The organism is Gordonia jacobaea, from assembly GCF_001186365.1.
Lineage (GTDB): Bacteria > Actinomycetota > Actinomycetes > Mycobacteriales > Mycobacteriaceae > Gordonia > Gordonia jacobaea.
On record NZ_LDTZ01000016.1, the window covers coordinates 246,220 to 268,276 of the forward strand.

22 protein-coding genes are annotated in these 22,057 nt (G+C 65.2%); 15 read left to right on the forward strand and 7 right to left on the reverse strand.

The features are described from left to right. Position 1: 1 nt before the first annotated feature. Complete coding sequence (locus ABW18_RS09950) at positions 2 to 781, reverse strand: succinate dehydrogenase cytochrome b subunit (protein ID WP_049698829.1); 780 nt, start codon at positions 779 to 781, stop codon at positions 2 to 4. 161 nt (positions 782 to 942) lie between these two features. After that, on the reverse strand, positions 943 to 1,527 hold the full coding sequence (locus ABW18_RS09955) for a TetR/AcrR family transcriptional regulator (protein WP_049699040.1): 585 nt from the start codon (positions 1,525 to 1,527) through the stop codon (positions 943 to 945). 121 nt (positions 1,528 to 1,648) lie between these two features. On the opposite strand from ABW18_RS09955, the gene ABW18_RS09960 reads away from it, so the two are divergent. The 3 genes from ABW18_RS09960 to ABW18_RS09970 are packed head-to-tail and all read left to right on the forward strand — an operon-like array spanning position 1,649 to position 3,941. After that, positions 1,649 to 2,356 (forward strand): alpha/beta fold hydrolase, encoded by a 708-nt coding sequence (locus ABW18_RS09960; protein WP_049698830.1) that lies wholly within the window; start codon positions 1,649 to 1,651, stop codon positions 2,354 to 2,356. A gap of 44 nt (positions 2,357 to 2,400) precedes the next feature. Beyond that, the gene (locus tag ABW18_RS09965; protein WP_197494451.1) at positions 2,401 to 3,477 is read left to right on the forward strand and encodes an aldo/keto reductase; all 1,077 of its coding nucleotides are present in this window, start codon (positions 2,401 to 2,403) and stop codon (positions 3,475 to 3,477) included. A 35-nt stretch (positions 3,478 to 3,512) separates the two neighbouring features. After that, positions 3,513 to 3,941 (forward strand): tautomerase family protein, encoded by a 429-nt coding sequence (locus tag ABW18_RS09970; RefSeq protein ID WP_049698831.1) that lies wholly within the window; start codon positions 3,513 to 3,515, stop codon positions 3,939 to 3,941. 54 nt (positions 3,942 to 3,995) lie between these two features. On the opposite strand, the gene ABW18_RS09975 is transcribed toward ABW18_RS09970, so the two are convergent. Further along, positions 3,996 to 4,460, reverse strand: a complete 465-nt coding sequence (locus ABW18_RS09975; RefSeq protein WP_049698832.1) for a GNAT family N-acetyltransferase — start codon at positions 4,458 to 4,460, stop codon at positions 3,996 to 3,998. 425 nt (positions 4,461 to 4,885) lie between these two features. Between ABW18_RS09975 and rpsJ the strand changes: the two genes are divergently transcribed. From rpsJ to rpsQ, 11 genes are read left to right on the forward strand one after another with little or no spacing between them, the layout of a single operon-like run. Next, positions 4,886 to 5,191: a 30S ribosomal protein S10 gene (rpsJ, locus tag ABW18_RS09980; RefSeq protein ID WP_003938093.1), complete on the forward strand. Its 306-nt coding sequence runs from the start codon at positions 4,886 to 4,888 to the stop codon at positions 5,189 to 5,191. 20 nt (positions 5,192 to 5,211) lie between these two features. Then, positions 5,212 to 5,868, forward strand: coding sequence for a 50S ribosomal protein L3 (gene rplC / locus ABW18_RS09985; RefSeq protein WP_049698833.1), 657 nt, complete (start codon positions 5,212 to 5,214; stop codon positions 5,866 to 5,868). Continuing rightward, positions 5,865 to 6,551: a 50S ribosomal protein L4 gene (gene rplD / locus ABW18_RS09990; protein WP_005203933.1), complete on the forward strand. Its 687-nt coding sequence runs from the start codon at positions 5,865 to 5,867 to the stop codon at positions 6,549 to 6,551. The genes rplC and rplD overlap by 4 nt, the downstream gene beginning before the upstream one ends. Before the next feature lie 2 nt (positions 6,552 to 6,553). Next, the gene (gene rplW / locus ABW18_RS09995; protein WP_005203935.1) at positions 6,554 to 6,859 is read left to right on the forward strand and encodes a 50S ribosomal protein L23; all 306 of its coding nucleotides are present in this window, start codon (positions 6,554 to 6,556) and stop codon (positions 6,857 to 6,859) included. Positions 6,860 to 6,888: 29 nt separating this feature from the next. Next, complete coding sequence (gene rplB, locus ABW18_RS10000) at positions 6,889 to 7,725, forward strand: 50S ribosomal protein L2 (protein ID WP_049698834.1); 837 nt, start codon at positions 6,889 to 6,891, stop codon at positions 7,723 to 7,725. Positions 7,726 to 7,745: 20 nt separating this feature from the next. Further along, on the forward strand, positions 7,746 to 8,027 hold the full coding sequence (gene rpsS, locus ABW18_RS10005) for a 30S ribosomal protein S19 (protein ID WP_005203946.1): 282 nt from the start codon (positions 7,746 to 7,748) through the stop codon (positions 8,025 to 8,027). Beyond that, positions 8,027 to 8,437, forward strand: coding sequence for a 50S ribosomal protein L22 (gene rplV, locus ABW18_RS10010; protein ID WP_005170314.1), 411 nt, complete (start codon positions 8,027 to 8,029; stop codon positions 8,435 to 8,437). Before rpsS ends, rplV begins: the two co-directional genes overlap by 1 nt. Positions 8,438 to 8,439: 2 nt before the next feature. Next, positions 8,440 to 9,252 carry a 30S ribosomal protein S3 gene (gene rpsC / locus ABW18_RS10015; protein WP_005203947.1) on the forward strand — a complete coding sequence of 271 codons (813 nt, stop codon included), beginning with the start codon at positions 8,440 to 8,442 and terminating at the stop codon, positions 9,250 to 9,252. A gap of 3 nt (positions 9,253 to 9,255) precedes the next feature. Continuing rightward, positions 9,256 to 9,672, forward strand: coding sequence for a 50S ribosomal protein L16 (rplP, locus tag ABW18_RS10020; protein WP_005203950.1), 417 nt, complete (start codon positions 9,256 to 9,258; stop codon positions 9,670 to 9,672). After that, complete coding sequence (rpmC, locus tag ABW18_RS10025) at positions 9,672 to 9,905, forward strand: 50S ribosomal protein L29 (protein ID WP_005203954.1); 234 nt, start codon at positions 9,672 to 9,674, stop codon at positions 9,903 to 9,905. The genes rplP and rpmC overlap by 1 nt, the downstream gene beginning before the upstream one ends. Beyond that, positions 9,902 to 10,192: a 30S ribosomal protein S17 gene (gene rpsQ, locus ABW18_RS10030; protein WP_005203958.1), complete on the forward strand. Its 291-nt coding sequence runs from the start codon at positions 9,902 to 9,904 to the stop codon at positions 10,190 to 10,192. Before rpmC ends, rpsQ begins: the two co-directional genes overlap by 4 nt. Before the next feature lie 277 nt (positions 10,193 to 10,469). Here rpsQ and ABW18_RS10035 read toward each other — a convergent pair whose 3' ends face one another. The 4 genes from ABW18_RS10035 to ABW18_RS10050 form a co-directional block, all read right to left on the reverse strand. Then, positions 10,470 to 10,826, reverse strand: a complete 357-nt coding sequence (locus ABW18_RS10035; RefSeq protein ID WP_049698835.1) for a GNAT family N-acetyltransferase — start codon at positions 10,824 to 10,826, stop codon at positions 10,470 to 10,472. Positions 10,827 to 10,890: 64 nt separating this feature from the next. Beyond that, positions 10,891 to 11,706, reverse strand: a complete 816-nt coding sequence (locus tag ABW18_RS10040) for an ABC transporter permease (protein WP_049698836.1) — start codon at positions 11,704 to 11,706, stop codon at positions 10,891 to 10,893. Then, the gene (locus ABW18_RS10045; RefSeq protein ID WP_049698837.1) at positions 11,703 to 12,530 is read right to left on the reverse strand and encodes an ABC transporter permease; all 828 of its coding nucleotides are present in this window, start codon (positions 12,528 to 12,530) and stop codon (positions 11,703 to 11,705) included. Before ABW18_RS10045 ends, ABW18_RS10040 begins: the two co-directional genes overlap by 4 nt. Beyond that, the gene (locus tag ABW18_RS10050) at positions 12,527 to 13,612 is read right to left on the reverse strand and encodes a daunorubicin/doxorubicin resistance ABC transporter ATP-binding protein DrrA (RefSeq protein ID WP_049698838.1); all 1,086 of its coding nucleotides are present in this window, start codon (positions 13,610 to 13,612) and stop codon (positions 12,527 to 12,529) included. Before ABW18_RS10050 ends, ABW18_RS10045 begins: the two co-directional genes overlap by 4 nt. A gap of 434 nt (positions 13,613 to 14,046) precedes the next feature. Here ABW18_RS10050 and ABW18_RS10055 point away from each other — a divergent pair, with 434 nt between their 5' ends. Continuing rightward, positions 14,047 to 22,053 (forward strand): non-ribosomal peptide synthetase, encoded by an 8,007-nt coding sequence (locus tag ABW18_RS10055; protein ID WP_049698839.1) that lies wholly within the window; start codon positions 14,047 to 14,049, stop codon positions 22,051 to 22,053. The last annotated feature ends 4 nt before the right edge of the window (positions 22,054 to 22,057 follow it).

Here is a 22,057-nt window from a genome sequence, read left to right on the forward strand (position 1 = left end):
GTCAGCTCACCAATCCCGCCAGAACGGCGATGGGAATCGAGATGTTGCCGATCATCACCGCGGCCGCGACGACGAGCGCGACGAGAGCGCCGAGGCGTCGAGTGCGGTGCCCGGTCGCGCCGAGGTCGTTGACGACGCTCCACAGCCCGTGCACGAGATGCGTGCCGAGGAGCACCATCACCAGGATGTAGAACGCGGCCACCGGCCAGCGCTGCAGACTCTCGACGAGGTTGTGATAAGCGTGCGAGCTGGTCTCGGTGGTCGACACGAAGTGGTCGCTGGCCGCGGGTCGGGTCCCGGTCGTCAGGTCGAGGATGTGGAAGACGATGAAGATCAGCAGGACCAGGCCCGTGTAGGGCATCAGCGTCGCGGGGAGTCGTTTGATGCTCATGCCCTTGCGCCGGAAGCGACCCTTGGCCTTGTGGGAGCGCCCGATCAAGATGAACGACGCTCCGACGTGCAGTACCAGGCAGAGCACGAGGACCGCGCGGAAGATCCACAACATGCCCTCGTAGGGCAGGAGGGGTTCGAGCAGGGTGCGCAGCCAGTGCGCGTAGTCGTCGAAGTGGCCGGGGCCGGTGTAGACCTTCAGGTTGCCGATCATGTGAACCAGCACGAACAGTGCGAACACCGTGCCGGTCAGCGCCATGGTCACCTTGAGTGTGACGTTGCTCGGACGTGGACGTTTCGACGTCGGCATCGGCGTGACGGCGCGTGGCGTCCCGACGGGTTTGTCAGCGTGTGGGGGTTTGTCGGCGCGCGGGGGGATGACCGTACTCATGTGCGGACCTGTCATCGACCCGAGGGCTGGGCGGGCCGGATGTGGATGTCCCTGCGTCCACGCTAATCACGTGTCGCGGATTCGGACCGCCCGTGGCGACATTCCGACTCGATTGGTTCGCAAATGTCACACATTTGGTGGCCGACGTCGCTCGATCGTGTTCAGTCCGGAACCGCGTCGGCAAGAGTTGCGCGCGTGGCGTCGAGGACCTCCTGCGAAAGCGCATCGTCGGACTTGGCCACCGCCCGCGCCACGGCGACCGCGCCGAGTTGTGCGGCGGCGGTCGCGGTCGCCAGGGTGTGGCGCGCGTCGTCGGACATGGTGTCCGGCAGTGACGATTCGATGAGCGAGACGAGGTCGGTGAATGCGGAGGCGAAGCTGTCGCCGACGGCTGGGGGCTGTCGGCCGATCTCGCTCGCCGACGCGATCATCGGGCATCCGTCGGCCATGTTGTCGCGCACCCGGGTGGAGATCAGGACGTCGAGGTAGTCCTCGTACGACGGATCGTGCACGTCTTTCCATTCGCGAATCCGCTGGTTGACATCGGTGGCTGCCTGCGTGAACGCGGCGGCCGCCAGTGCGTCCTTGTTGTCGAAGTGTTTGTACAGGGCGCCGTGGGTGAGCCCCGCTTCGGCCGCCACCTCGGCCACTCCGGTCGATGGAATCCCCTTCTCGCGAAACAGCTTTCCCGCTGCGTCGAGTAGGTCGCGTCGATTCTGCTCGGCCTTGGCCTTCGAGACCCGCACCGCCTTCACCTCACTTGTCGTCCGAACTATTGATTGCGAGCATAATCTTTCTGTGTTTAGATTGCGACCACAATCAAAACTCTGACGCTCACATCTGTGTCATCACGCGAAGGGGACTCTCATGGCAACGACATCCGCGGTACGCAACATCGTTCTGGTTCACGGCGCCTTTGCTGACGGATCGGGGTGGCAGCCGGTCTATCAACGGTTGGTGGACAAGGGTTTTCTCGTCACCGTGGTGCAGGAACCGGAAACCGGCCTCGCCGACGACGTCGCGGCCACGCTGCGTGCCATCGATACCGTCGACGGGCCGCTTGTTCTGGTCGGTCATAGCTGGGGTGGGCAGGTCATCACCGAGGCAGGTGCGCATCCGCGCGTCGCAGCACTGGTCTACGTGGCGGCTCTGGTTCCCGATGTGGGGGAGTCCACCAACTCGCTGCACGCCCGCATTCCGGCTGCGAGCACCGCGGTGATCGCCGGAGCCGAGGGGTTCTTGAGGATCGATCCCGAGCAGTTCGGCGCCGACTTCGCCGCCGACCTGCCAGCCCGCGACGCCGACTTCATGGCGCACGCGCAGGTGCCCATCCGTGCTGAGGCGCTCGACGCTCCGGCCGCGGCCGCAGCATGGCGGGACCGGCCGTCGTACGGGATCGTCGCGGGCGCCGACCGCACCATCAACCCCGACCTCGAACGGTGGATGTACGAGCGAGCGGGCGCCGAGGTCACCGAGGTTCCCGGATCGAGCCACGTCGTCATGATCTCGCACCCCGACGTCGTCGCCGACGTCATCGAGCGGGCGGCAACGGCAGCCGCATCTGCGGTTGCCTGACCCGATCACTTCGACACACAGATCTCGACAGGACGGGAAAAACAATGAGTGACAACGCTATTCGCGACCGATCCCTGTGCTACCGGGTCTTCGGTGAGCACACGGGGCTGCGCGTCTCCGAGGTCATCCTCGGTACCGGCAACTTCGGTACCCGCTGGGGTCATGGTTCGACGCCGGACGCGTCGTCGAAGATTCTCGATGCCTATGCCGACGCGGGCGGCAACTTCCTCGACACCGCCGACAGCTATCAGTTCGGCGAGTCCGAGGAGATCCTCGGCCGGCTGCTGCAGGGTCGACGCGACGAGTTCGTGCTCGCCACCAAGTTCACCCAGCGCGCCGACCCGTCGGCCGGAATCCTCGTGACCGGCAACAGTCGCAAGGCGATGGTGAGTTCGGTGGAGCAGAGTCTGCGACGACTGAATACCGACCACATCGACCTGTTGTGGGCTCACTACTCCGACGGCGTCACACCAGTGGAGGAACTGCTGCGCGGATTCGACGACCTCGCGCGCGCAGGCAAGATTCTGTACGCGGGGCTCTCGGATTTCCCGGCCTGGCGCGTGGCACGCGCTGCCACCATCGCCGAGATCCGCGGAACCCTGCCGATCGCGGCGCTGCAATTCGAGCACAGTCTCGTCGAACGCACCGCAGAGGCCGAGCTGGTGCAGGCGGGCAAGGCCCTTGGACTCGGGCTCGCGGCGTGGTCGCCGCTCGGCGGTGGCGTGCTGACCGGCAAATACCGCGACGGTGCCACCGGCCGCGCGCAAGGCTTCGGCGGCAAGGTCTTCCAGCCGGAGAACTCGACGCAGCGCACCGCGATCCTCGACGAGGTCATCGCCGTGGCGAAAGAGGTGGGCGCGACACCGGGGGAGGTCGCCATCGCGTGGGTCGCCGCACAGGGCGTCACGCCCATCATCGGGCCGCGGTCGGTGGAGCAACTGCAGAGCAATCTCGCGGCACTCGCCGTCGACCTCTCACCCGAGCAGCTTTCTCGACTCGACGCGGTCAGCGCGCCGGCGCAGGTGTTCCCGTACACGCTGCTCGACGACCCCGACAACCAGCAACGCATCACCGGCGGCCAACTCGCGCGCTTCGACCGGCCGACCGTACCCGTCGCGTGAGACAAGAACCCATCCGAGAGCACAGGAGCATTGCCATGCCCATGATCGATATCTACGCACCAGCAGGAACCTTCGCCGACACCGCGCAGCTGGCCGCCGACGCCGCGAAGACGGTGATGGCCGTCGAAGGAGTTCCGGACCTCTCGATGTTCCGCGACAACACCGCAGCCTTCGTGCACGAGTTGCCGCCGGGTTCCTTCTCCGACGTCAACGGAAATGCGCATCATGTCCGCGTCCAGGTGCTCACCAATGCGGGCGCGCTCACCCGCGAGCAGCAGGTGGCCGTCGTCGCCCAGCTCACAGATCTGGTGGTGCGGGCAGCGGGCGACGACTCGCTCGCAGACCGCACCTGGGTGCTTCTCACCGAGGCAGTGCCTGGCGGCTGGGGGCTATGGGGACACGCACACACCAATGAGGAGTTGGTGGCTGCGGCGCGCGCGGAGATCGCGAAGTCGGCGGGCTGAGCACGAACTGCCTGTGCCGGCAGCGTCATCAACCGGCTACAGCGTCATGAACGGCTACAGCGGCAGCGTCATGAACTGGTTGTGCGGGCTGGCCCGGTAGTCGGCGAACGGCGGGCACGACACGAACCCGGCACTGCGGTACAGCGAGATCGCCGGAACGTGCAGCTCCGCGGTGCCGGTTTCCAGGCTCACTCGCTGATATCCGCGTCGACGGGCCTCGTCGACGACGTGCGTCAGCAGCGCGCGGCCGACGCCGGTACCCCGAGCAGCGGGAGCGGCGCGCATCGATTTCACCTCGCCGTGCGTCGAGTCCAGCTCTTTGAGGGCGACGAACCCTGCGAGTTGTTGGTCGTCCGGTTCGACGGTCCACGCTGTCCAGAAGCTGACGCCGGGAGCTGACAGGCCGGAGGCGTCGAGGGCGAAGGCGTACTCCGACATCACCGACTGCAGCTCACGGAGATGGTGCTCGAGGAGGTCGGCGACGTAGGGGGCGGTCGGGTCGTCGAGCCTGATGTCCACGTTTCCCCAATCGGTCGGTGAGAAGTAGGGAAGTAGGTGGGTATCGTCGCATGCCCTTAGCGAGAGAATCCACTGGCTCCGACCTGGATTTGAATCGAGGCCCCGACCTGGTGCATACTTGTCGGGTTGCCTTGACCGGCGGACGTGGTTTTACTGCGGCCCCGATCGGGTGAATACCTCCCAAGGCCCCCGAGTTCGGGACCAAGGGCGTGTAACGCGTGCGCCGAATCCGGTTCACGGTCACGACACGCCCGACCGCGGGTGCCGGAGCAAACCGGCTCGTACCAGCGACGAGCCAACGTACAACGACAGATGAACAGCGTCGATCCCCGACTCACGCGGAGATCTATGTGCCCGCCGACCGGTGTCGGCCCCAGGTGCGCGGTGTTTGTCTGTCGAGAACAACTGACGGAAGAGGACACAGCGTGGCGGGACAGAAGATCCGCATCAGGCTCAAGGCCTACGACCACGAGGCGATCGACGCTTCGGCGCGCAAGATCGTGGAGACCGTGACCCGTACGGGTGCACGCGTCGTCGGCCCGGTGCCGTTGCCCACCGAAAAGAACGTGTACTGCGTCATCCGCTCGCCGCATAAGTACAAGGACAGCCGCGAGCACTTCGAGATGCGTACTCACAAGCGACTCATCGACATCCTCGACCCGACGCCGAAGACCGTCGACGCGCTCATGCGCATCGACCTTCCGGCCAGTGTCGACGTCAACATCCAGTAGGGCGGGGGCGAAGAGAAATCATGAGTAATCAGAGCGCGACCAAGGGAATTCTGGGCACCAAGCTCGGCATGACCCAGGTCTTCGACGAGAACAACCGTGTCGTTCCGGTCACTGTCATTCAGGCAGGCCCGAACGTCATCACCCAGCTCCGTAACCAGGACCGCGACGGCTACACCGCCGTGCAGCTTGCGTACGGCGCGATCGATCCCCGCAAGGTGACCAAGCCGGTCGCGGGCCAGTTCGCGAAGGCAGGCGTTACGCCGCGTCGCCACCTGGCCGAGATCCGCGTCGCCGACACCAGCGAGTTCGAGGTCGGTCAGGAACTGACCGCCGAGATCTTCGCCGACGGTGCGCTGGTCGACGTCACCGGCACCTCCAAGGGCAAGGGATTTGCCGGCGCGATGAAGCGCCACGGCTTCTCCGGCCTCGGTGCCAGCCACGGCGCGCACCGCGTGCACCGTGCCCCCGGCTCGATCGGTGGCTGCGCCACCCCGGGTCGTGTCTTCAAGGGCATGCGGATGGCCGGTCGCATGGGTAACGACACCGTGACCACGCAGAACCTCACCGTCCACAAGGTGGACGCCGAGGCCGGTCTGCTGTTGATCAAGGGCGCCATCCCCGGCCGTAAGGGCGGAATCGTGGTCGTCCGTGACGCTGTGAAGGGTGGTGCGAAGTGAGCACCGAAACCACAACGAAGCTGACGCTGGACGTCAAGACCGCCGACGGCAAGACCAACGGAACCGTTGATCTGCCCGCCGAGATCTTCGACGCACCCGCGAACATCGCACTGATGCACCAGGTCGTGGTGGCCCAGCAGGCCGCCGCTCGCCAGGGCACACACGCAACCAAGACCCGTGGACAGGTCAGCGGTGGCGGCGCCAAGCCGTACCGCCAGAAGGGCACCGGTCGCGCCCGCCAGGGTTCGACCCGCGCACCGCAGTTCACCGGTGGTGGCGTCGTCCACGGCCCGCAGCCGCGTGACTACAGCCAGCGCACCCCCAAGAAGATGAAGGCAGCCGCACTGCGCGGCGCGCTGAGTGATCGTGCTCGTAACGAGCGCATTCACGTCATCACCGAGCTCGTCGCAGGCCAGGCGCCGTCGACCAAGAGCGCTCGGCAGTTCCTGGAGGCACTGAGCACCCGACGTAAGTTCCTCGTCGTGCTCGGCCGCGAAGATCTGACCGCGTGGAAGAGCGTTGCGAACCTGAAGAACGTGCTGCCGATCGCTCCCGATCAGCTCAACACCTACGACGTCCTCGAGTCGGACGAACTGGTGTTCAGCGTCGAGACGCTCAACGCGTTCATCGCACAGAACACGTCGACGGCCAAGTCCGTCGCCAATGAGACAGAGGAGGCCTGAGCATGGCTACGCAGGCTGACCCGCGTGACATCATCCTGGCGCCGGTGATCTCGGAGAAGTCGTACGGACTCATCGAGGACAACGTCTACACCTTCCTGGTTCACCCGGACTCGAACAAGACGCAGATCAAGATCGCCGTCGAGCAGATCTTCGATGTGACCGTCACGAGCGTCAACACCGCGAACCGCCAGGGCAAGCGCAAGCGCACCCGCGCAGGCTACGGCCAGCGCAAGTCCACCAAGCGCGCGATCGTCACGTTGACCGCAGACAGCAAGCCCATCGAGATCTTCGGAGGACCGGTCGGCTGACCGGGACTTCAGAGAAGGACTGAGAACTCATGGCTATTCGTAAGTACAAGCCGACGACCCCGGGTCGTCGCGGATCCTCCGGCGCTGATTTCGCCGAGATCACCCGCGACTACCCCGAGAAGTCGCTGGTTCGTCCGCTGCACGGTCGCGGTGGACGTAACGCACACGGCCGGATCACCACCCGGCACAAGGGCGGCGGTCACAAGCGCGCATACCGCTTGATCGACTTCCGTCGCAACGACAAGGACGGCGTCAACGCCAAGGTCGCTCACATCGAGTACGACCCGAACCGCACCGCCCGCATCGCACTGCTCCACTACGTGGACGGCGAGAAGCGCTACATCATCGCGCCCAAGGGTCTGTCCCAGGGCGACGTGGTGGAGAGCGGTCCCGCCGCCGACATCAAGCCCGGCAACAACCTGCCGCTGCGCAACATCCCGACCGGTACCCAGGTGCACGCTGTAGAGCTGCGTCCGGGTGGCGGAGCGAAGATGGCTCGCAGCGCGGGCGCTTCGATCCAGCTCCTCGGTAAGGAAGGCGCGTACGCGACCCTCCGTATGCCGTCGGGCGAGATCCGTCGCGTCGACGTGCGCTGCCGCGCAACCGTCGGCGAGGTCGGCAACGCCGAGCAGTCGAACATCAACTGGGGCAAGGCCGGCCGTATGCGCTGGAAGGGCAAGCGCCCGACCGTCCGCGGTGTCGTGATGAACCCGGTCGACCACCCGCATGGTGGCGGCGAGGGCAAGACCTCCGGTGGTCGCCACCCGGTCAGCCCGTGGGGTCAGCCTGAGGGCCGTACCCGTAAGAACAAGGCCAGCGACAAGCTGATCGTCCGGCGCCGTCGCACCGGCAAGAACAAGCGATAAGCACAGGAGGGAGTTAGAGAATGCCACGCAGCCTCAAGAAGGGCCCGTTCGTCGACGACCACCTGCTTGCCAAGGTGGACACGCAGAACGAAAAAGGCACCAAGCAGGTCATCAAGACCTGGTCGCGTCGTTCGACCATCATCCCCGACTTCATCGGTCACACCTTCGCCGTCCACGACGGTCGCAAGCACGTCCCGGTGTTCGTCTCGGACAACATGGTCGGGCACAAGCTGGGCGAGTTCGCCCCCACCCGTACCTTCAAGGGTCACATCAAGGATGACCGGAAAGCGAAGCGCCGGTAATGACTACGCAGACCGATAATCCCACCGCGAAGGCCACGGCCAAGTTCGTTCGCGTGACGCCGATGAAGGCCCGTCGTGTACTCGACCTGGTCCGCGGCAAGAACGTCGACGAGGCGCTCGACATCCTGCGGTTCGCACCGCAGTCGGCGTCGGAGCCCGTCTACAAGGTTCTCGCAAGCGCTGTCGCGAACGCGGAGAACAACCTGGATCTGGATCGCCGGACCCTCGTTGTCGCCACCGCCTTTGCTGACGAGGGCCCCACGCTCAAGCGGTTCCAGCCGCGCGCACAGGGCCGCGCGTTCCGTATCCGCAAGCGCACCAGCCACATCACTGTTGTGGTCGAGAGTCTTCCTGAGAAGGCATCGTCCGCACGCGGCCGGTCGCGTCAGCCGAAGAAGAAGGGAGCCTGACAGTGGGCCAGAAAATCAACCCGCACGGCTTCCGTCTGGGCATCACCACCGACTGGAGTTCACGGTGGTACGCCGACAAGCAGTACGCGGAGTACGTGAAGGAAGATGTCGCCATCCGCAAGCTCCTCTCGCAGGGGCTCGAGCGTGCAGGCATCGCCAAGGTGGAGATCGAGCGCACGCGTGACCGCGTTCGCGTCGACATCCACACCGCTCGTCCCGGCATCGTCATCGGCCGCCGTGGCGCCGAGGCCGACCGCATCCGTGGCGACCTGGAGAAGCTGACCGGTAAGCAGGTCCAGCTGAACATCCTCGAGGTCAAGAACCCGGAGTCGGAGGCCCAGCTCGTGGCGCAGGGCGTCGCGGAGCAGCTGAGCAACCGCGTGGCGTTCCGTCGTGCGATGCGCAAGGCGATCCAGTCGGCGATGCGTCAGCCGAACGTGAAGGGCATCCGGGTCCAGTGCTCGGGTCGCCTCGGCGGTGCAGAAATGAGCCGCAGTGAGTTCTACCGCGAAGGTCGCGTGCCGCTTCACACGCTGCGCGCCGACATCGACTACGGACTCTACGAAGCCAAGACGACCTTCGGCCGCATCGGTGTGAAGGTCTGGATCTACAAGGGTGACATCGTCGGTGGCAAGCGCGAGCTGTCCGCAGCCGCGCCGGCAGCTGAAGATCGTCGTCCGCGTCGTCCCAGCCGTCCTCGCCGCAGCGGTGCCTCTGGCACCACGGCCACCAGCACCGACGCAGGTCGGGCAGCGGAGGCTCCTGCCGAGGCAACTGCTGGCGCCGGCGCCGGAGCAGAAAAGCAGGAGGGCTGAGGCATGTTGATCCCTCGTCGGGTCAAGCACCGCAAGCAGCATCACCCGAGCCTCAAGGGCCAGGCCAAGGGCGGCACCAAGGTGACGTTCGGTGACTTCGGCATCCAGGCTCTGGAGAGCGCCTACATCACCAACCGTCAGATCGAGTCCGCTCGTATCGCCATCAACCGGCACATCAAGCGTGGCGGCAAGGTGTGGATCAACATCTTCCCCGACCGCCCGCTGACCAAGAAGCCCGCCGAGACCCGCATGGGTTCCGGTAAGGGTTCGCCCGAGTGGTGGGTTGCCCCGGTCAAGCCGGGTCGCGTGCTGTTCGAAATGACCTACCCCGATGAGCAGACCGCTCGCGAGGCCCTGCGCCGCGCACAGCACAAGCTGCCCATCAAGACCCGGATCGTGACCAGAGAGGAGCAGTTCTGATGGCACTCGGAGTTGCAGCAGCTGAGCTTCGTGATCTCAGCGACACCGATCTGGTCGACCGGCTCAAAGAGTCGAAGGAAGAGCTCTTCAACCTTCGGTTCCAGATGGCCACCGGCCAGCTCGACAACAATCGTCGTCTGCGGACCGTGCGTCGCGAGATCGCACGCATCTACACCGTGATGCGCGAGCGTGAGCTTGGTTTGGCGTCGGGACCGGATGGTGATGACGCATGAGTGAGGACCAGAAGGTGACCGAAACCAACACCGCTGAGCGGAACCGTCGCAAGGAGCGCATCGGTTACGTCGTCAGCGACAAGATGCAGAAGACCATCGTGGTCGAGCTGGAAGATCGTAAGCGTCACGCGCTGTACGGCAAGATCATCCGGACCACGAGCAAGGTCAAGGCCCACGACGAGAAGGGCGATGCCGGCGTCGGCGACCGCGTGCGGATCATGGAGACCCGCCCGCTGTCCGCGACCAAGCACTGGCGTCTCGTCGAGGTGCTGGAGAAGGCCAAGTAAGAGCCGCCTCCATACAACTTCACAGTCGGCAATGGCCCGTCCCTTTCCAGGGGCGGGCCATTGTCGTCGGTATGTGGCGGTGTGCCGACGGCAGAAACGACTCGACCCGCCTGACGACATGGTCAGGCGGGTCGGTGATCGGTGCGCTGCTATTCACCCGGAGAGGTGGCCGGTGACTAGCTCGACCGTCGCGGTGAGCGGTCGTCCACCCCCGCTCACACATTCAGAATAAGTTCGACGATGCACGCCGGACCAGGGACTTTTGGCCCGATTGCTGCTACGTGGTCACCGACTGAATCCAGTTGATGTCGTCTGTGGTCACCTTGCGTGATTTGTCCGTATACTCTGCATGCTCGGACAAGAAGTGTCGGACCAACGGGCACACGGGGACGATCAGTTTGCCCGCGGCGATCGAGTCGTCGAGCGCCTCCTTGACGAGGATTGTGGCCAGGCCGCGTCCGCCGAAATCGGGACCCACTTCGGTGTGGTAGAAAACGCGCTCGGCGCTCCCGCCATGATCGCGGTCCCGGTAGGCGGTGAGGCCCGCGACCCTGCCGTCGACGCTGATCTGATAGCGGTTCTCGTCCGCGAGGTGGGTGACGTTGGTTTCGGCTCCGGTTTTGTCGGTTGTCATGAATCCGACGGTAGCGCGAGGCAGCACGCTGCGTGGTCGAGTGCGTGCTGTGGGTCAAGTGGGTTCAGTGCGCGGTGGCTGCGCGTCGATAGCCGCGCAGCGCCGGAATGAGGCAGACGGCGATGATGGCGACCGACCAGATCGCCACCTTGACGAAGTTGTGCGCCACCGGTCCGCCACTTGCCAGCGATCGCATCACCTCGATCGTCGGCGTCATGGGTTGGTTCGCGACGATCGGCTGCAGCCATCCCGGGTAGGCGTCGATGGGGGAGAAGCCCGAATTGAAGAACATCAACACGCTCGAGATCAACGACAGTAGGGGGACAAGCGGAGCGGATGGTCCTGCGCTCACTGCGAGTGCGAGTACCAGGGTTGCGTAAGCGATGCCGAACATCAGCGTGACGGCGATGATCCCGATGACCGAGGCGACACCGCCGGTGATCCGAAAGCCGATGGCCGTACCGAGCGCGAGGAGGAGCCCGGTCACGACGACGATGCGGACCACCTCGCTGCCGAGCCGTGAGGTGAGATCTGCGGCGCGATGGATCGGTAGGACGTACAGCCTGGTCAACAATCCCGTACCGCGCTCGGAGTTCAGACGCACGCCCGCGGCAACGGAACCGAACATGGCGCTCACGAGAATGACCAGGGGCACTGTCGAGTACGAGCTGTCCTGTCCCGTTGCACCGCCGATCGCGTCGCCGAGCACCACCTTGAACATGAGCAGCGTGAGTACGGGAACCACGACGAGTTGGACGAGCATCCCCTTGTCGCCGACCATCACCGACACCTGGCGCCACGTCAGCGCGCCGCTCTGCGATGCCCATGCGCGCAACGAGCGTTCGGACCGAGGGGCCGCTACCGGCATCTGAGTGGTCATCGAGCGGCCTTTCTGGCTCCGAAGACGCCGAGTACCACCGCTGCGGCGGCCAAGCCGATGCACCACCAGACCGTCGGCATGAGTATCTCCCGGGTGGCACTTCCGTCACCGAGTGCGCGCATCGACGTGGCGAACTGCGAGATCGGTTGATTGCGCACGAAGGGGGCGATCCATTCGGGAAACTGGCTCTCGGGAACGAAGCCGGTGGACATCATGCCCAGGATCAGTATCGGAAGTGAGAGCGCCTGGCTCGTCGCCTCCGGACTGTCGGACAACAGGCCGATGGCGTCGGCGACCGCTGCGATGAGTAGCCCGACCACGAATGCAACGGCGAAGAGTCCGATTGTCTCGGCCACCGAGCCGTGGGGGCGCCATCCCATGACCAGGCTGGTTGCGGTGGCACACGTGATCGAGAGAGTCAGCAGGAGTCCGTTGGTGCCCAGTCGCGCGGACACCGGAACCCATGAGCGCATGGGAAGGGTACGGAAGCGGGTGTGCACGCCTTTCGTTGCATCGTTCGCGGCCCGCATGGCGGCGGCGGACGCGACGAAACCCACCGACTGCAGCGCGATGATCGGCATCAGGAACTGTGCGTAGTCCATCCCCGGATCGGAGTCCATGATGGACCGCAGCGGCAGATAGAAGCAGACCGCGAGCAGCACCGGGGCGACGAACGCGAAGATGAACTCGCCGTTGCGGACGATACCGCCGACTCCTCGTCCGACGAGCACCCAGAGTTGTGTCAGTGCGCGAGCGTGCGGCTCGGTTCCCGACTCGGGTGCAGCGACGAGAGCGGTGAGCTTCTTCGGAGCTGCCTGGGTCATGCGCTCGCGCTCCGGTCGGACGGGTGCTCCTCGTGGAGGTCGTTGTCGGACGTGGCGTCGGGACCGGTGAGTGCGAGGAATACCTCGTCGAGGCTCGGGCGCCGTAATGTTATGTCGGACAGACGAATTCCGGCGAGCGTCGTTCGACGAACGATCTCGACCAAGGTGTCGGCACCCTCTGGCGCCGGCACGGACACGGAGATCGAGTCGGCTTCGTTCACTGTCGCATCGTCGGACTGAGTGCTCGCGTGCGTCGCGCCGAGATCTCCGAGGCAGGCGAGTAGCGGTTCGAGTTCCTCGGCAACGTTTGGCGTCACCCGATAGTGCGAGGCACCGGTCGCCGCCTTGAGCTCTGCCGCGGTTCCCGACGCAATCACACGGCCCTTGTCGATCACCACGATGCGGTCGGAGAGCGAGTCGGCTTCTTCGAGGTACTGGGTGGTCAACAAGATCGTGACCCCCTGGTCCCGAAGTGCGGAGACGAGTCGCCAGACGTCCTGCCTGCTACGCGGGTCGAGGCCCGTCGTCGGTTCGTCGAGGAAGACCACCTCCGGTCGGGTGACGAGGCCGCAAGCGATGTCGATTCGACGGCGCATACCGCCCGAGTACTTTCCGACGCGGCGTTCCGCGGCGTCGGTCAGGCCGAAGTCGGTGAGCAGTTCGTCGGCTCGCTCGCGCGCAGCTCGCCTCGTCAGCCCCATCAACCTGCCGAAGAGGACAAGGTTGGCGCGTCCGCTGAGTGACTCGTCGAGCGCTGCGAACTGCCCCGTCAGCATGATGGATCGTCTGACCGCCGCGGCGTCGGCCACGACGTCGTGACCGGCGACGATAGCCGACCCGGCGTCCGGTTTGAGCAGGGTGCACAGCATGTTGACCGTGGTGGTCTTTCCCGCCCCGTTCGGTCCGAGGAGCGCCAGGATCGACCCCTTCTCGACGTCGAACGTGACTTCTGCGACGGCGGTGTGGTCTCCGAAGTGTTTCCGCAGGCCATTCGCGGTGATGGCGACCTCGGGGGCCGCACGATGCCGAGCGCGCGAGCTCGTGCTCGGCGAGGCAACGTGTCTGCGGAACGGGTGTGCCATTCGGCACTCCTCTCCCATGTGATGAGCATCTGTACCGGTGGCGTGACCTGCGCACCACCGCATTCCGGATCGCCAAAATGATCCGGATTCCGCAATGAGCGCAGACTACATGTCGAATGTCTACCTGATCTACTTTTCCGCAGATCGATTTCGATGCGCGAGAAAGTTACCCCGTTCAGGGGACATGTGTAACGACGAGGTGGAGATGAGCGATCAAAGTCGGGAAAGCATTTTTGTCACCTAATCCGCCCTGGTAATCAATTCTGAACTACTTCCTTCGATTGAATTGTCTAGCGTTTCCTTCCGTAGAAATACACCTTGGGTGAGACTAGGTCGGGTAAATGGCGGGATCGGTTTCCAGGGCAGGCCGGCCGCAGCCAGCCGGCGTAGCCAGCGGGGATCGGGGCGAGTCGGTACAACCCGGGAGTGAGGATATGAGCCAACAGCACACGGCGGACGATCGTCGTGAAGCGGGCCTCGGTGGTCCGCTGCTCGAGTTGACGGCCGCGCAGCGCGGCATGTGGTTTGCGGAAAGTCTCTCTCCTGATTACTCGGTAACCGTCGCGCAGTACATCGACATCAGGGATGATGATCGGCCGCTCGATGAGGAACTTCTTCGCCAGTTGATCGTCGACGCAGGTCGTGAGACCGAGATGGCCTTCACACGGATCGTCGAGGTCGACGGTGTGCCGATGCAGGTTGTTGACCAGTCGATCGACAACCATTTGCAGGTTGTCGACCTTCGCGGCGAAGCCGATCCGGTCGCTCGCGCCCGTGACTGGATGAATTCCGATTATCGCGGCAATATGGACCTGCTGTCGGACCCCCTCGTCGTCGGTGCACTTCTTCGCGTCGCCGATGATCGCATTTTTTGGTACGTGCGTGCGCATCACATAGCCCTCGACGGATACGCAGCGCTGACCGTGGTATACGAGATTCTCAACCGTTACAACGCGGCGGTCACGGGTGCGGAATACGTCTCCAAACCCGGCGCCAAGCTCGATGAATTGGTTGCCGACGATCAGAAGTATCTCAGTGGCACCCGCCGCCAGGCTGACCGCGAATATTGGGCAGATCGCGTCCATGATCTTCCTGAACGAGTCACCCTCGCTCAGCAATCCGCAGCGGCTCCACTGTCGCCCTGCAATGCCGTTGCCGCCACCGAGATGGATTCCGCGCGCCAGCAGACCATCGAGCGTCTTGCCGCGTCGCTCAACAGTTCGCCTGCGGTGCTACTGAGTGCCGGATTTTCGGCATTTCTCGCCCGGATGGCGGGAACCGACGATGTCGTTCTCAGCCTTCCGGTGACCGGCCGGGCCACGGCAAAGATCAAGCGTGCGGCCGGCATGGTCTCCAACATGTTGCCCGTGCGATTTCGCGACGTGAGGCGTCTGTCGATGCGCGGCCTCGTCGACCAGGCGCAGCTCGAGTTCACCGGTGTGCTCCGGCACCAGCGCTACCGGTTCGAAGACATCCGCCTCGACGCGGGACTGCAGGACGCCAACACCGCGTCGTTCGGTCCGATCGTGAACATCATGTTCTTCGACAAGCCCGTCGAGATGGCGGGTGCGACCGTGGACTACCACATCCTGGCGTCGGGCATCCTCGAGGATCTGCGGCTCAACCTGTACCAAGCGAGTCCCACCGCACGGATCGGCGTCGACCTGCACGGCAACCCCAATCTCTACGACGAGGCCGAACTGCGCGGCCACCTCGAGCGCTTCCTCGCGTTCCTCGATCGCGTCCTGGCGCACCTGGACACTCCCATCGGCGACCTCGATCTGCTGCTCCCCGGCGAACGCGCGGATCTCCTCGACCTCGGCGTAGGCCCGCTCCGGCCGCTCCCGACGCCGTCTGCCCACCTGCTCGACGGTTTCGAGGCCGCGGTCGGTGAGACACCGACGGCCACCGCGGTCGAGTTCGGCGACCATCAGTGGACATACGGGGAGTTCGATGAACTGCGGTGGCGCTTCGCGGCCACTTTGCGTATGGCGGGAGTCGGCCAGGGCGATCACGTTGTCGTCTCGCTCGACCGTGGGCCCGCCCAGGTCGTCGCGATCTACGCGGTACTCACCCTGGGCGTGGCGTACGTCCCCGTCGACCCCACGCAACCCGACCAGCGCCGTTCGCTCATCGCCGATGCCGTCGGCGCGCGAGTGGTGATCGACGACGAGTACCTCGCCAACGTGGGGTTCGGCCCTGGTGGGTTCGACGACGGCAGGATCTACGACGGCGCAAGGAAAACTGTGGGCGGCGGGGCAACTGCCGCCTACGTCATCTTCACCTCGGGCTCGACCGGCGTGCCCAAAGGCGTGCAGGTCAGCCACGAGGCGGTCATCAACAGACTCGCCTGGATGCAGGACAACTACGGCCTCGCGACCGACGACGTCGTGCTCTACAAGACTCCGTTCACCTTCGACGTCTCGGTGTGGGAGTTGCTCTGGGCTCTCGGGCGGGGTGCTCGGCTGGTGATCGCCAAGCCGGGTGGCCACCGCGATCCCGCGTATCTGCGTGAGTTGATCATCTCGCGCGGGATCACCGTCCTGCACTTCGTTCCGTCGATGCTCGACGTGTACACCGAGGTGCTGGCGAACGAGGGGCACTCGACGCTTCTGCCGGCGACGGTCAGGTTCGTGTTCACCTCAGGTGAGGCTCTTCCGCGGAGTCTCGCCGAGCGGGTGATCGACGGATCGCACGCTGATCTGGTCAATCTCTACGGCCCCACCGAGGCGGCGGTCGATGTCACCGAGTGCACGGTGGGCAGCGACGACGGTCCGGTGCCCATCGGTACGCCGGTGGCCAACACTCGGGTTCATGTCCTCGACGGTGCCTTGGCTCAGGTTCCGGTCGGTGTCGCGGGTGAGCTCTACCTCGCCGGTATCCAACTGGCCGACGGTTATGTCGGTCGTCCCGGGCTGACCTCGGAACGATTCGTCGCCGACCCGTTCGGGCCCGATGGCACTCGGATGTACCGAACCGGCGATCTGGTCAGGTGGGCAGACGATGGGAGTCTGCACTATCTCGGACGGACCGACTTCCAGATCAAGATCCGTGGACAACGCGTCGAGCCGGGAGAGATCGAGGCCGTCCTCGACGCCATGCCCGGAGTCGATGCGAGTGCGGTGGTGCCTCGTACCGACCTCGCTGCGGGACCCGTGCTCGTCGCGTACGTCCGTTCCGAGAGCACGGACGTCACCGAGAGTGCCGCACTGGCATGGTGCCGCGGGCATCTGCCATCGCACATGGTCCCGGTTGCTGCGATGCGACTCGACGAGTTCCCGTTGAACCCCTCGGGCAAGCTCGATCGGAAGCGGCTTCCCGTACCCGAACTGAACCGCTCCGTCGAGTACGTCGCGCCACGAACCCGAGTCGAGCTCGCGCTCTCCTCACTGATCACCGAGCTCCTCGGTGTTGAGCGGATCGGATTGCGCGACAACATCTTCGCGCTGGGTGGCGACTCGCTGATGGCCGCGCGTCTCGTCTCGCGCGCGCGTAGCGAACGAGATCTCCAGGTTGATCTGACCACCGTGTTCTCGGCTGTCGACATCGGTGGGATCGCAGATCTGACCGAATTCGGTGGCGAGCCCGAACACGTGGTGTTACGCCGCTTCGAACGGGAAGCGGTCATTCCGTTGTCGCACGCGCAGACTCGGCTGTGGTTCGTCAATCGCATGGACCCGGGCGCCGCGACCTACAACATGCCCGGCGCCGTGCGACTCGGTCACGAAGTCGATGTCGACGCATTGCACGCGTCGATCGAGTTTCTCGTGGAGCGTCACGAGACGCTGCGCACACGTTTCGGCTCCCACCTCGGCGAGCCCGTGCAGGAGATCCTCACGACTGCCGAGGCGATGGAGTTCCTCGACACCGAGGTGTTCGACGCGGTGGATCGTCTCGACGAGTTGATCGCAGCCGAGGCGGCTCGGGGTTTCGATCTCGTACGTGAGATCCCGTTCCGGATCCGCATCCTGCGTGATCGCGAGGGCTACGTCGTCGTCACCGTGTTGCACCACATCGCAGGCGACGGGTTCTCGCTACAGCCGTTGATCCGCGACCTGGTGGTCGGCTACACGCACCTTCGTGACGGCACGAAGCCCGACCTCGAACCCTTGGAGGTCCAGTACGCCGATTTCGCCATCTGGCAGCGCACACTCCTCGGCGAGTTGGAGTCGCCGACCGAACGTGCCGCCGAGGGCCTGTCGTTCTGGCAAACCGAGCTCGCGGACATGGCCGATTTGCTGATGCTTCCCACCGATCGTCCTCGGCCGCACCTGCCGACCGGGGCGGGCGGCTACATCGATGCAGTCATCGATGCCGAGCTCGCGACGAGCATCAGGGGCCTCGCGCGAGATCGCGGCGTCACACCGTTCACTGTGGTGCACGCGGCGCTGGCGATCGTGCTGTCGCGGTGGGCGGAGGTCGATGAGGTCTCGATCGGCACGGCTGTGGCGGGCAGAGACGAGCCGGCGACAGCGGAACTGGTCGGAATGTTCGTCAATACGGTGGTGCTGCGCACCGCAGTGTCGTCTGTGGACACCGTGGCCGACCTCCTCGAGCGCGCCCACGAGACCAAAACCCGCGCGGTTCGGCACGCCGACATCCCGTTCGAGTGGATCGTCGACGCGGTGAGTCCGGAACGCTCCGCCTCTCACACACCGCTCTTCCAGGTCGCACTGACGATGCACCCAGGGCACGCCACCACGCTGCATCACTTCGACGAATCAGCCCGACTCATCGACGCGCGGGTGCCCGCCGCGAAGTTCGACCTGTCGATCACGGTGACCGATCAGGCTGACTCGGGTGGTTACGATCTCGAACTCTCCTACGCCGCTGACATTTTCGAGCGTCGAACCGCGGAACGCGTTGCCGCACAACTCGATTTGGTGTTGCGAACGATGGTCGCCGCGCCCGCACGCTCGGTCGGGACCATCGACATCGTCGCCGACGAGGACCGGGCCGAGCTGATTTCCGGTGTCGAGGCACTCGCGGAGCCCGCGCTGCTGCGAGACCTTTTCAGGGCGGGCGCCGAGCAGGCGGACCCGCACTCGCTCGCCATCGCCGGCACGTCGGAGATCACCTGGTCGATGCTCGTGGCCCGATCCAATCAGCTCGCCCGCGAACTCGTCTCGATGGGTGTCGGTCCCGGCGACATCGTCGCGATCTGCGTTCCGCGTTCGCATCATTCGGTGCTCTCGATGATGGCGGTCGCCGCCTCGGGTGCGGCATTCGTCAGTATCGACCCGGCGCTGCCCGCCGCGCGCATCGCCGAGATCCTCGCCGACAGCGAAGCGGCGGTCGGGTTGAGCGTCGAGGAGAGCGCCTCGCGTCTCCCGGACGCAGTGGACTGGCTCGTCATCGGTCACGAGGACACCGAGTTCCGACTTGCCGGCCACAGCGGTGCGCCACTGGGCGACGCGGAATTGGCCCGCACACCGCATCTCGACGACCTCGCGTATCTGATCTACACGTCGGGGTCGACCGGACGTCCCAAAGCCGCGGCGCTGAGCCACCGCGGACTGTCGAATGTCGTCGCCAACCAGCAGTCGATATTGAGAGTGAGCAGCGAGTCGCGCGTATTGCACGTCGCGTCACCGAGTTTCGACGCGTCGATCTTCGAGATCCTGATGGCGCTCGGCCAGGGTGCCCGACTGGTCATCAGTCCCGCGGGGGTGTTCGGGGGCGACGAACTCGCCACCCTGATGAGGGATCAGAGCGTGACCCACGCGGTGATGACCCCATCGGCGCTGGGCACCATCGAGCCGGCGGCGGTGCCGAAGTTGCGTCGGGTGATCAGTGTCGGGGAGGCGTGCCCGCCGGACCTGATGCGACGCTGGGCGAGGGCGGGGCGCCGATTCCACAACCTCTACGGGCCAACGGAAGTCAGCATCTGGGCCACCGCGGCCGGCCCGATGACCGAGCACGACGAGGTGTCGATCGGTTTGTCCATCCCCGGTGTCGGTGCGATCGTGCTCGACCGCGCGCTGCGGCCGGTCCCCACGGGCGTTCCCGGCGAGCTGTATCTGCGTGGCGTCCAACTCGCCCGGGGTTACCATCGCCGCAGCGACCTGACGGCGTCGAGGTTCGTCGCCGACCCATTCGCTCCCGGTGAGCGGATGTATCGCACGGGCGATCGCGTGATCCGCACAATGCGTGGCGATCTGCGCTACATCGGACGCACCGACTTCCAACTCAAGATCCGCGGACTGCGTATCGAACCGGGGGAGGTGGAGGCGGCAATCGTCGACCATCCTCTCGTCACCGACGCGGTGTGCCTCGGTGTGCCGGCGCCCAACGGGGACGATGTGTTGGTGGCTTACGCGACGCTGGCCGAAGGTGCGTCCGCAGATCCTGCGCACATCCTCGAGCATGCGGCCACGCGACTGGCCGGCTACATGGTGCCGCACACGCTCGTCGTCGTAGACGAGTTCCGGCTCACCACATCGGGGAAAATCGATCGAAAGTCGTTGCCTGCAGTCGACTTCGGGACCGCGGCCCCATATCGCCAGCCGGGGTCGCAGTTGGAGATGGTGGTCGCAGGTGTTTTCGGCCAGGTACTCGGGCTCGAACGCGTCTCCGCCGATGCCGACTTCTTCCATCTCGGCGGCAGTTCACTCTCGGCGACCAAGGTCACGGCACGTCTGGCGGCGCTTCTCGACCGCCAGGTGCCGGTGAAGCTGCTCTTCGAGCGTCCGACGGTCTCCGCGCTCGCCGCGGCATTGACGTCGGGGCCGACGGGGCAGGGCATGCCTGCGCTCCACGCGCGCAGCCGCACCGAACTCGTGCACGTGTCCGGCATGCAGCGGGGCCTCTGGCTGATCAATCGAGCCGAACCCGAGTCCGCCGCGTACAACGTCGCGATGGCTTTGCGGCTATCCGGCGACCTCGACGTCCCGGCGCTCACCCGTGCCACGATCGACCTCGGGAGGCGTCACGAGGCTCTGCGCACCGTCTATCCGATGATCAATGGTGAACCGGTGCAGGTGATCATGCCCGCCGACGCGCTCGACAACGATGTGCTGCTCGAGGTACGCGACGTCGAGGGCTCCCTGAGCGCTGAGATCGCCGAGATCACCGGTGCAGGCTTCGACATCACCGTGCGGCCACCGGTCCGGGCGGTGCTGCTCAGGGTCTCCCCGGACGAGCACGTCCTCGTCTTCGTGGTCCATCACATCAGCGCCGACGGTGCATCGATGATGCCTCTCGCGCGTGATCTGATGGCGGCGTACGCCGCACGGCACGGTGGGGCAGAACCCGCATGGAAGCCCCTGGCCGTGCAGTATGCCGACTTCAGCATGTGGCTCTCCGAACGACTCGCGGTGGTCGACGACGGGGTGTCCGAGCAGGAGCGCCAACTCTCCTATTGGCAGGAGCGTTTGTCGGGCGTGCCGGAAATCCTCGAGCTTCCTGCGAGTAAACCGCGCCCGAAGACACCGAGTTTCGAAGGCGCCGCAGTCGAATTCGAGATCCCGTCCGACGTGGTCGCCAAGCTCGAGGAGACCTCCCGCAAGCACCACACCACCCAGTTCATGGTCACGCACGCGGTGTTCGCGGTGCTGCTCGCGCGGCTCTCGGGCCGAGATGACATCGTGATCGGCACACCGTTCGCGGGTCGCGGTGAGCCGTTGCTCGAAGACGTCGTCGGAATGTTCGTCAACACCCTTGCGCTGCGTACCCGGGTCGACGGCGGCGAGCGGTTCCTCGAGTTGCTCGATCGTGTCCGCGGCGACGACCTCGCCGATATGTCGCATGCCGCAATCCCTTTCGACGAGATCGTCGCGCGGATCATGTCGCGGCCGCCGACCGCGCACAACCCGATCTTCCAGGTGATGCTGGCGTTCCAGAACGTCGAATTCCCGGTGCTCCGCCTCGACGGACTCACCGTCGAGCCCGTGCGCGAGGAACTGACATCTGCGAAGGTCGACCTGGCGCTCACCTTCTTCCCGAACGATCCGGAACGGGAGGCTCGCGGCGGGGCGCTGCGTGCCCAGTTCACCTACGCCACAGATCTTTTCGACGAGGAGACGGTGAAGCGGATGGCCGCCCGATACGTCCGGCTGCTCGCCGAACTGGTCGACGACCCCGAGCGCGTCGTCGGCGACGCCAGCATGGCCATCGACTCCGATCAGGCCGATGATCCCGCCGAGGGTGATGAGCAGGCGTCGCTGTTCGATCTGATCGCAGATGCCGTGACCTGCGATCCGGATGCGGCGATCCTGCCCGACGTCTGTGCGGTCAGCTTCGGTGATCTGTCGACGCACGTGTCGGCGCTGAGCGCGGTTGTGCCCGACGCTGATTCGGCACTGACGATGGCGCTCATGACGTTGGTTCCCGGACTGGCCACCGCTGGGCCCGCCGAGCTCGACGACGTCCTGAGTTCGTTGCACGCCCGCGCACACAGGGTCGCGGCGCGCGACAAATCCACCCCTATAGATCCCATCTAGCCGG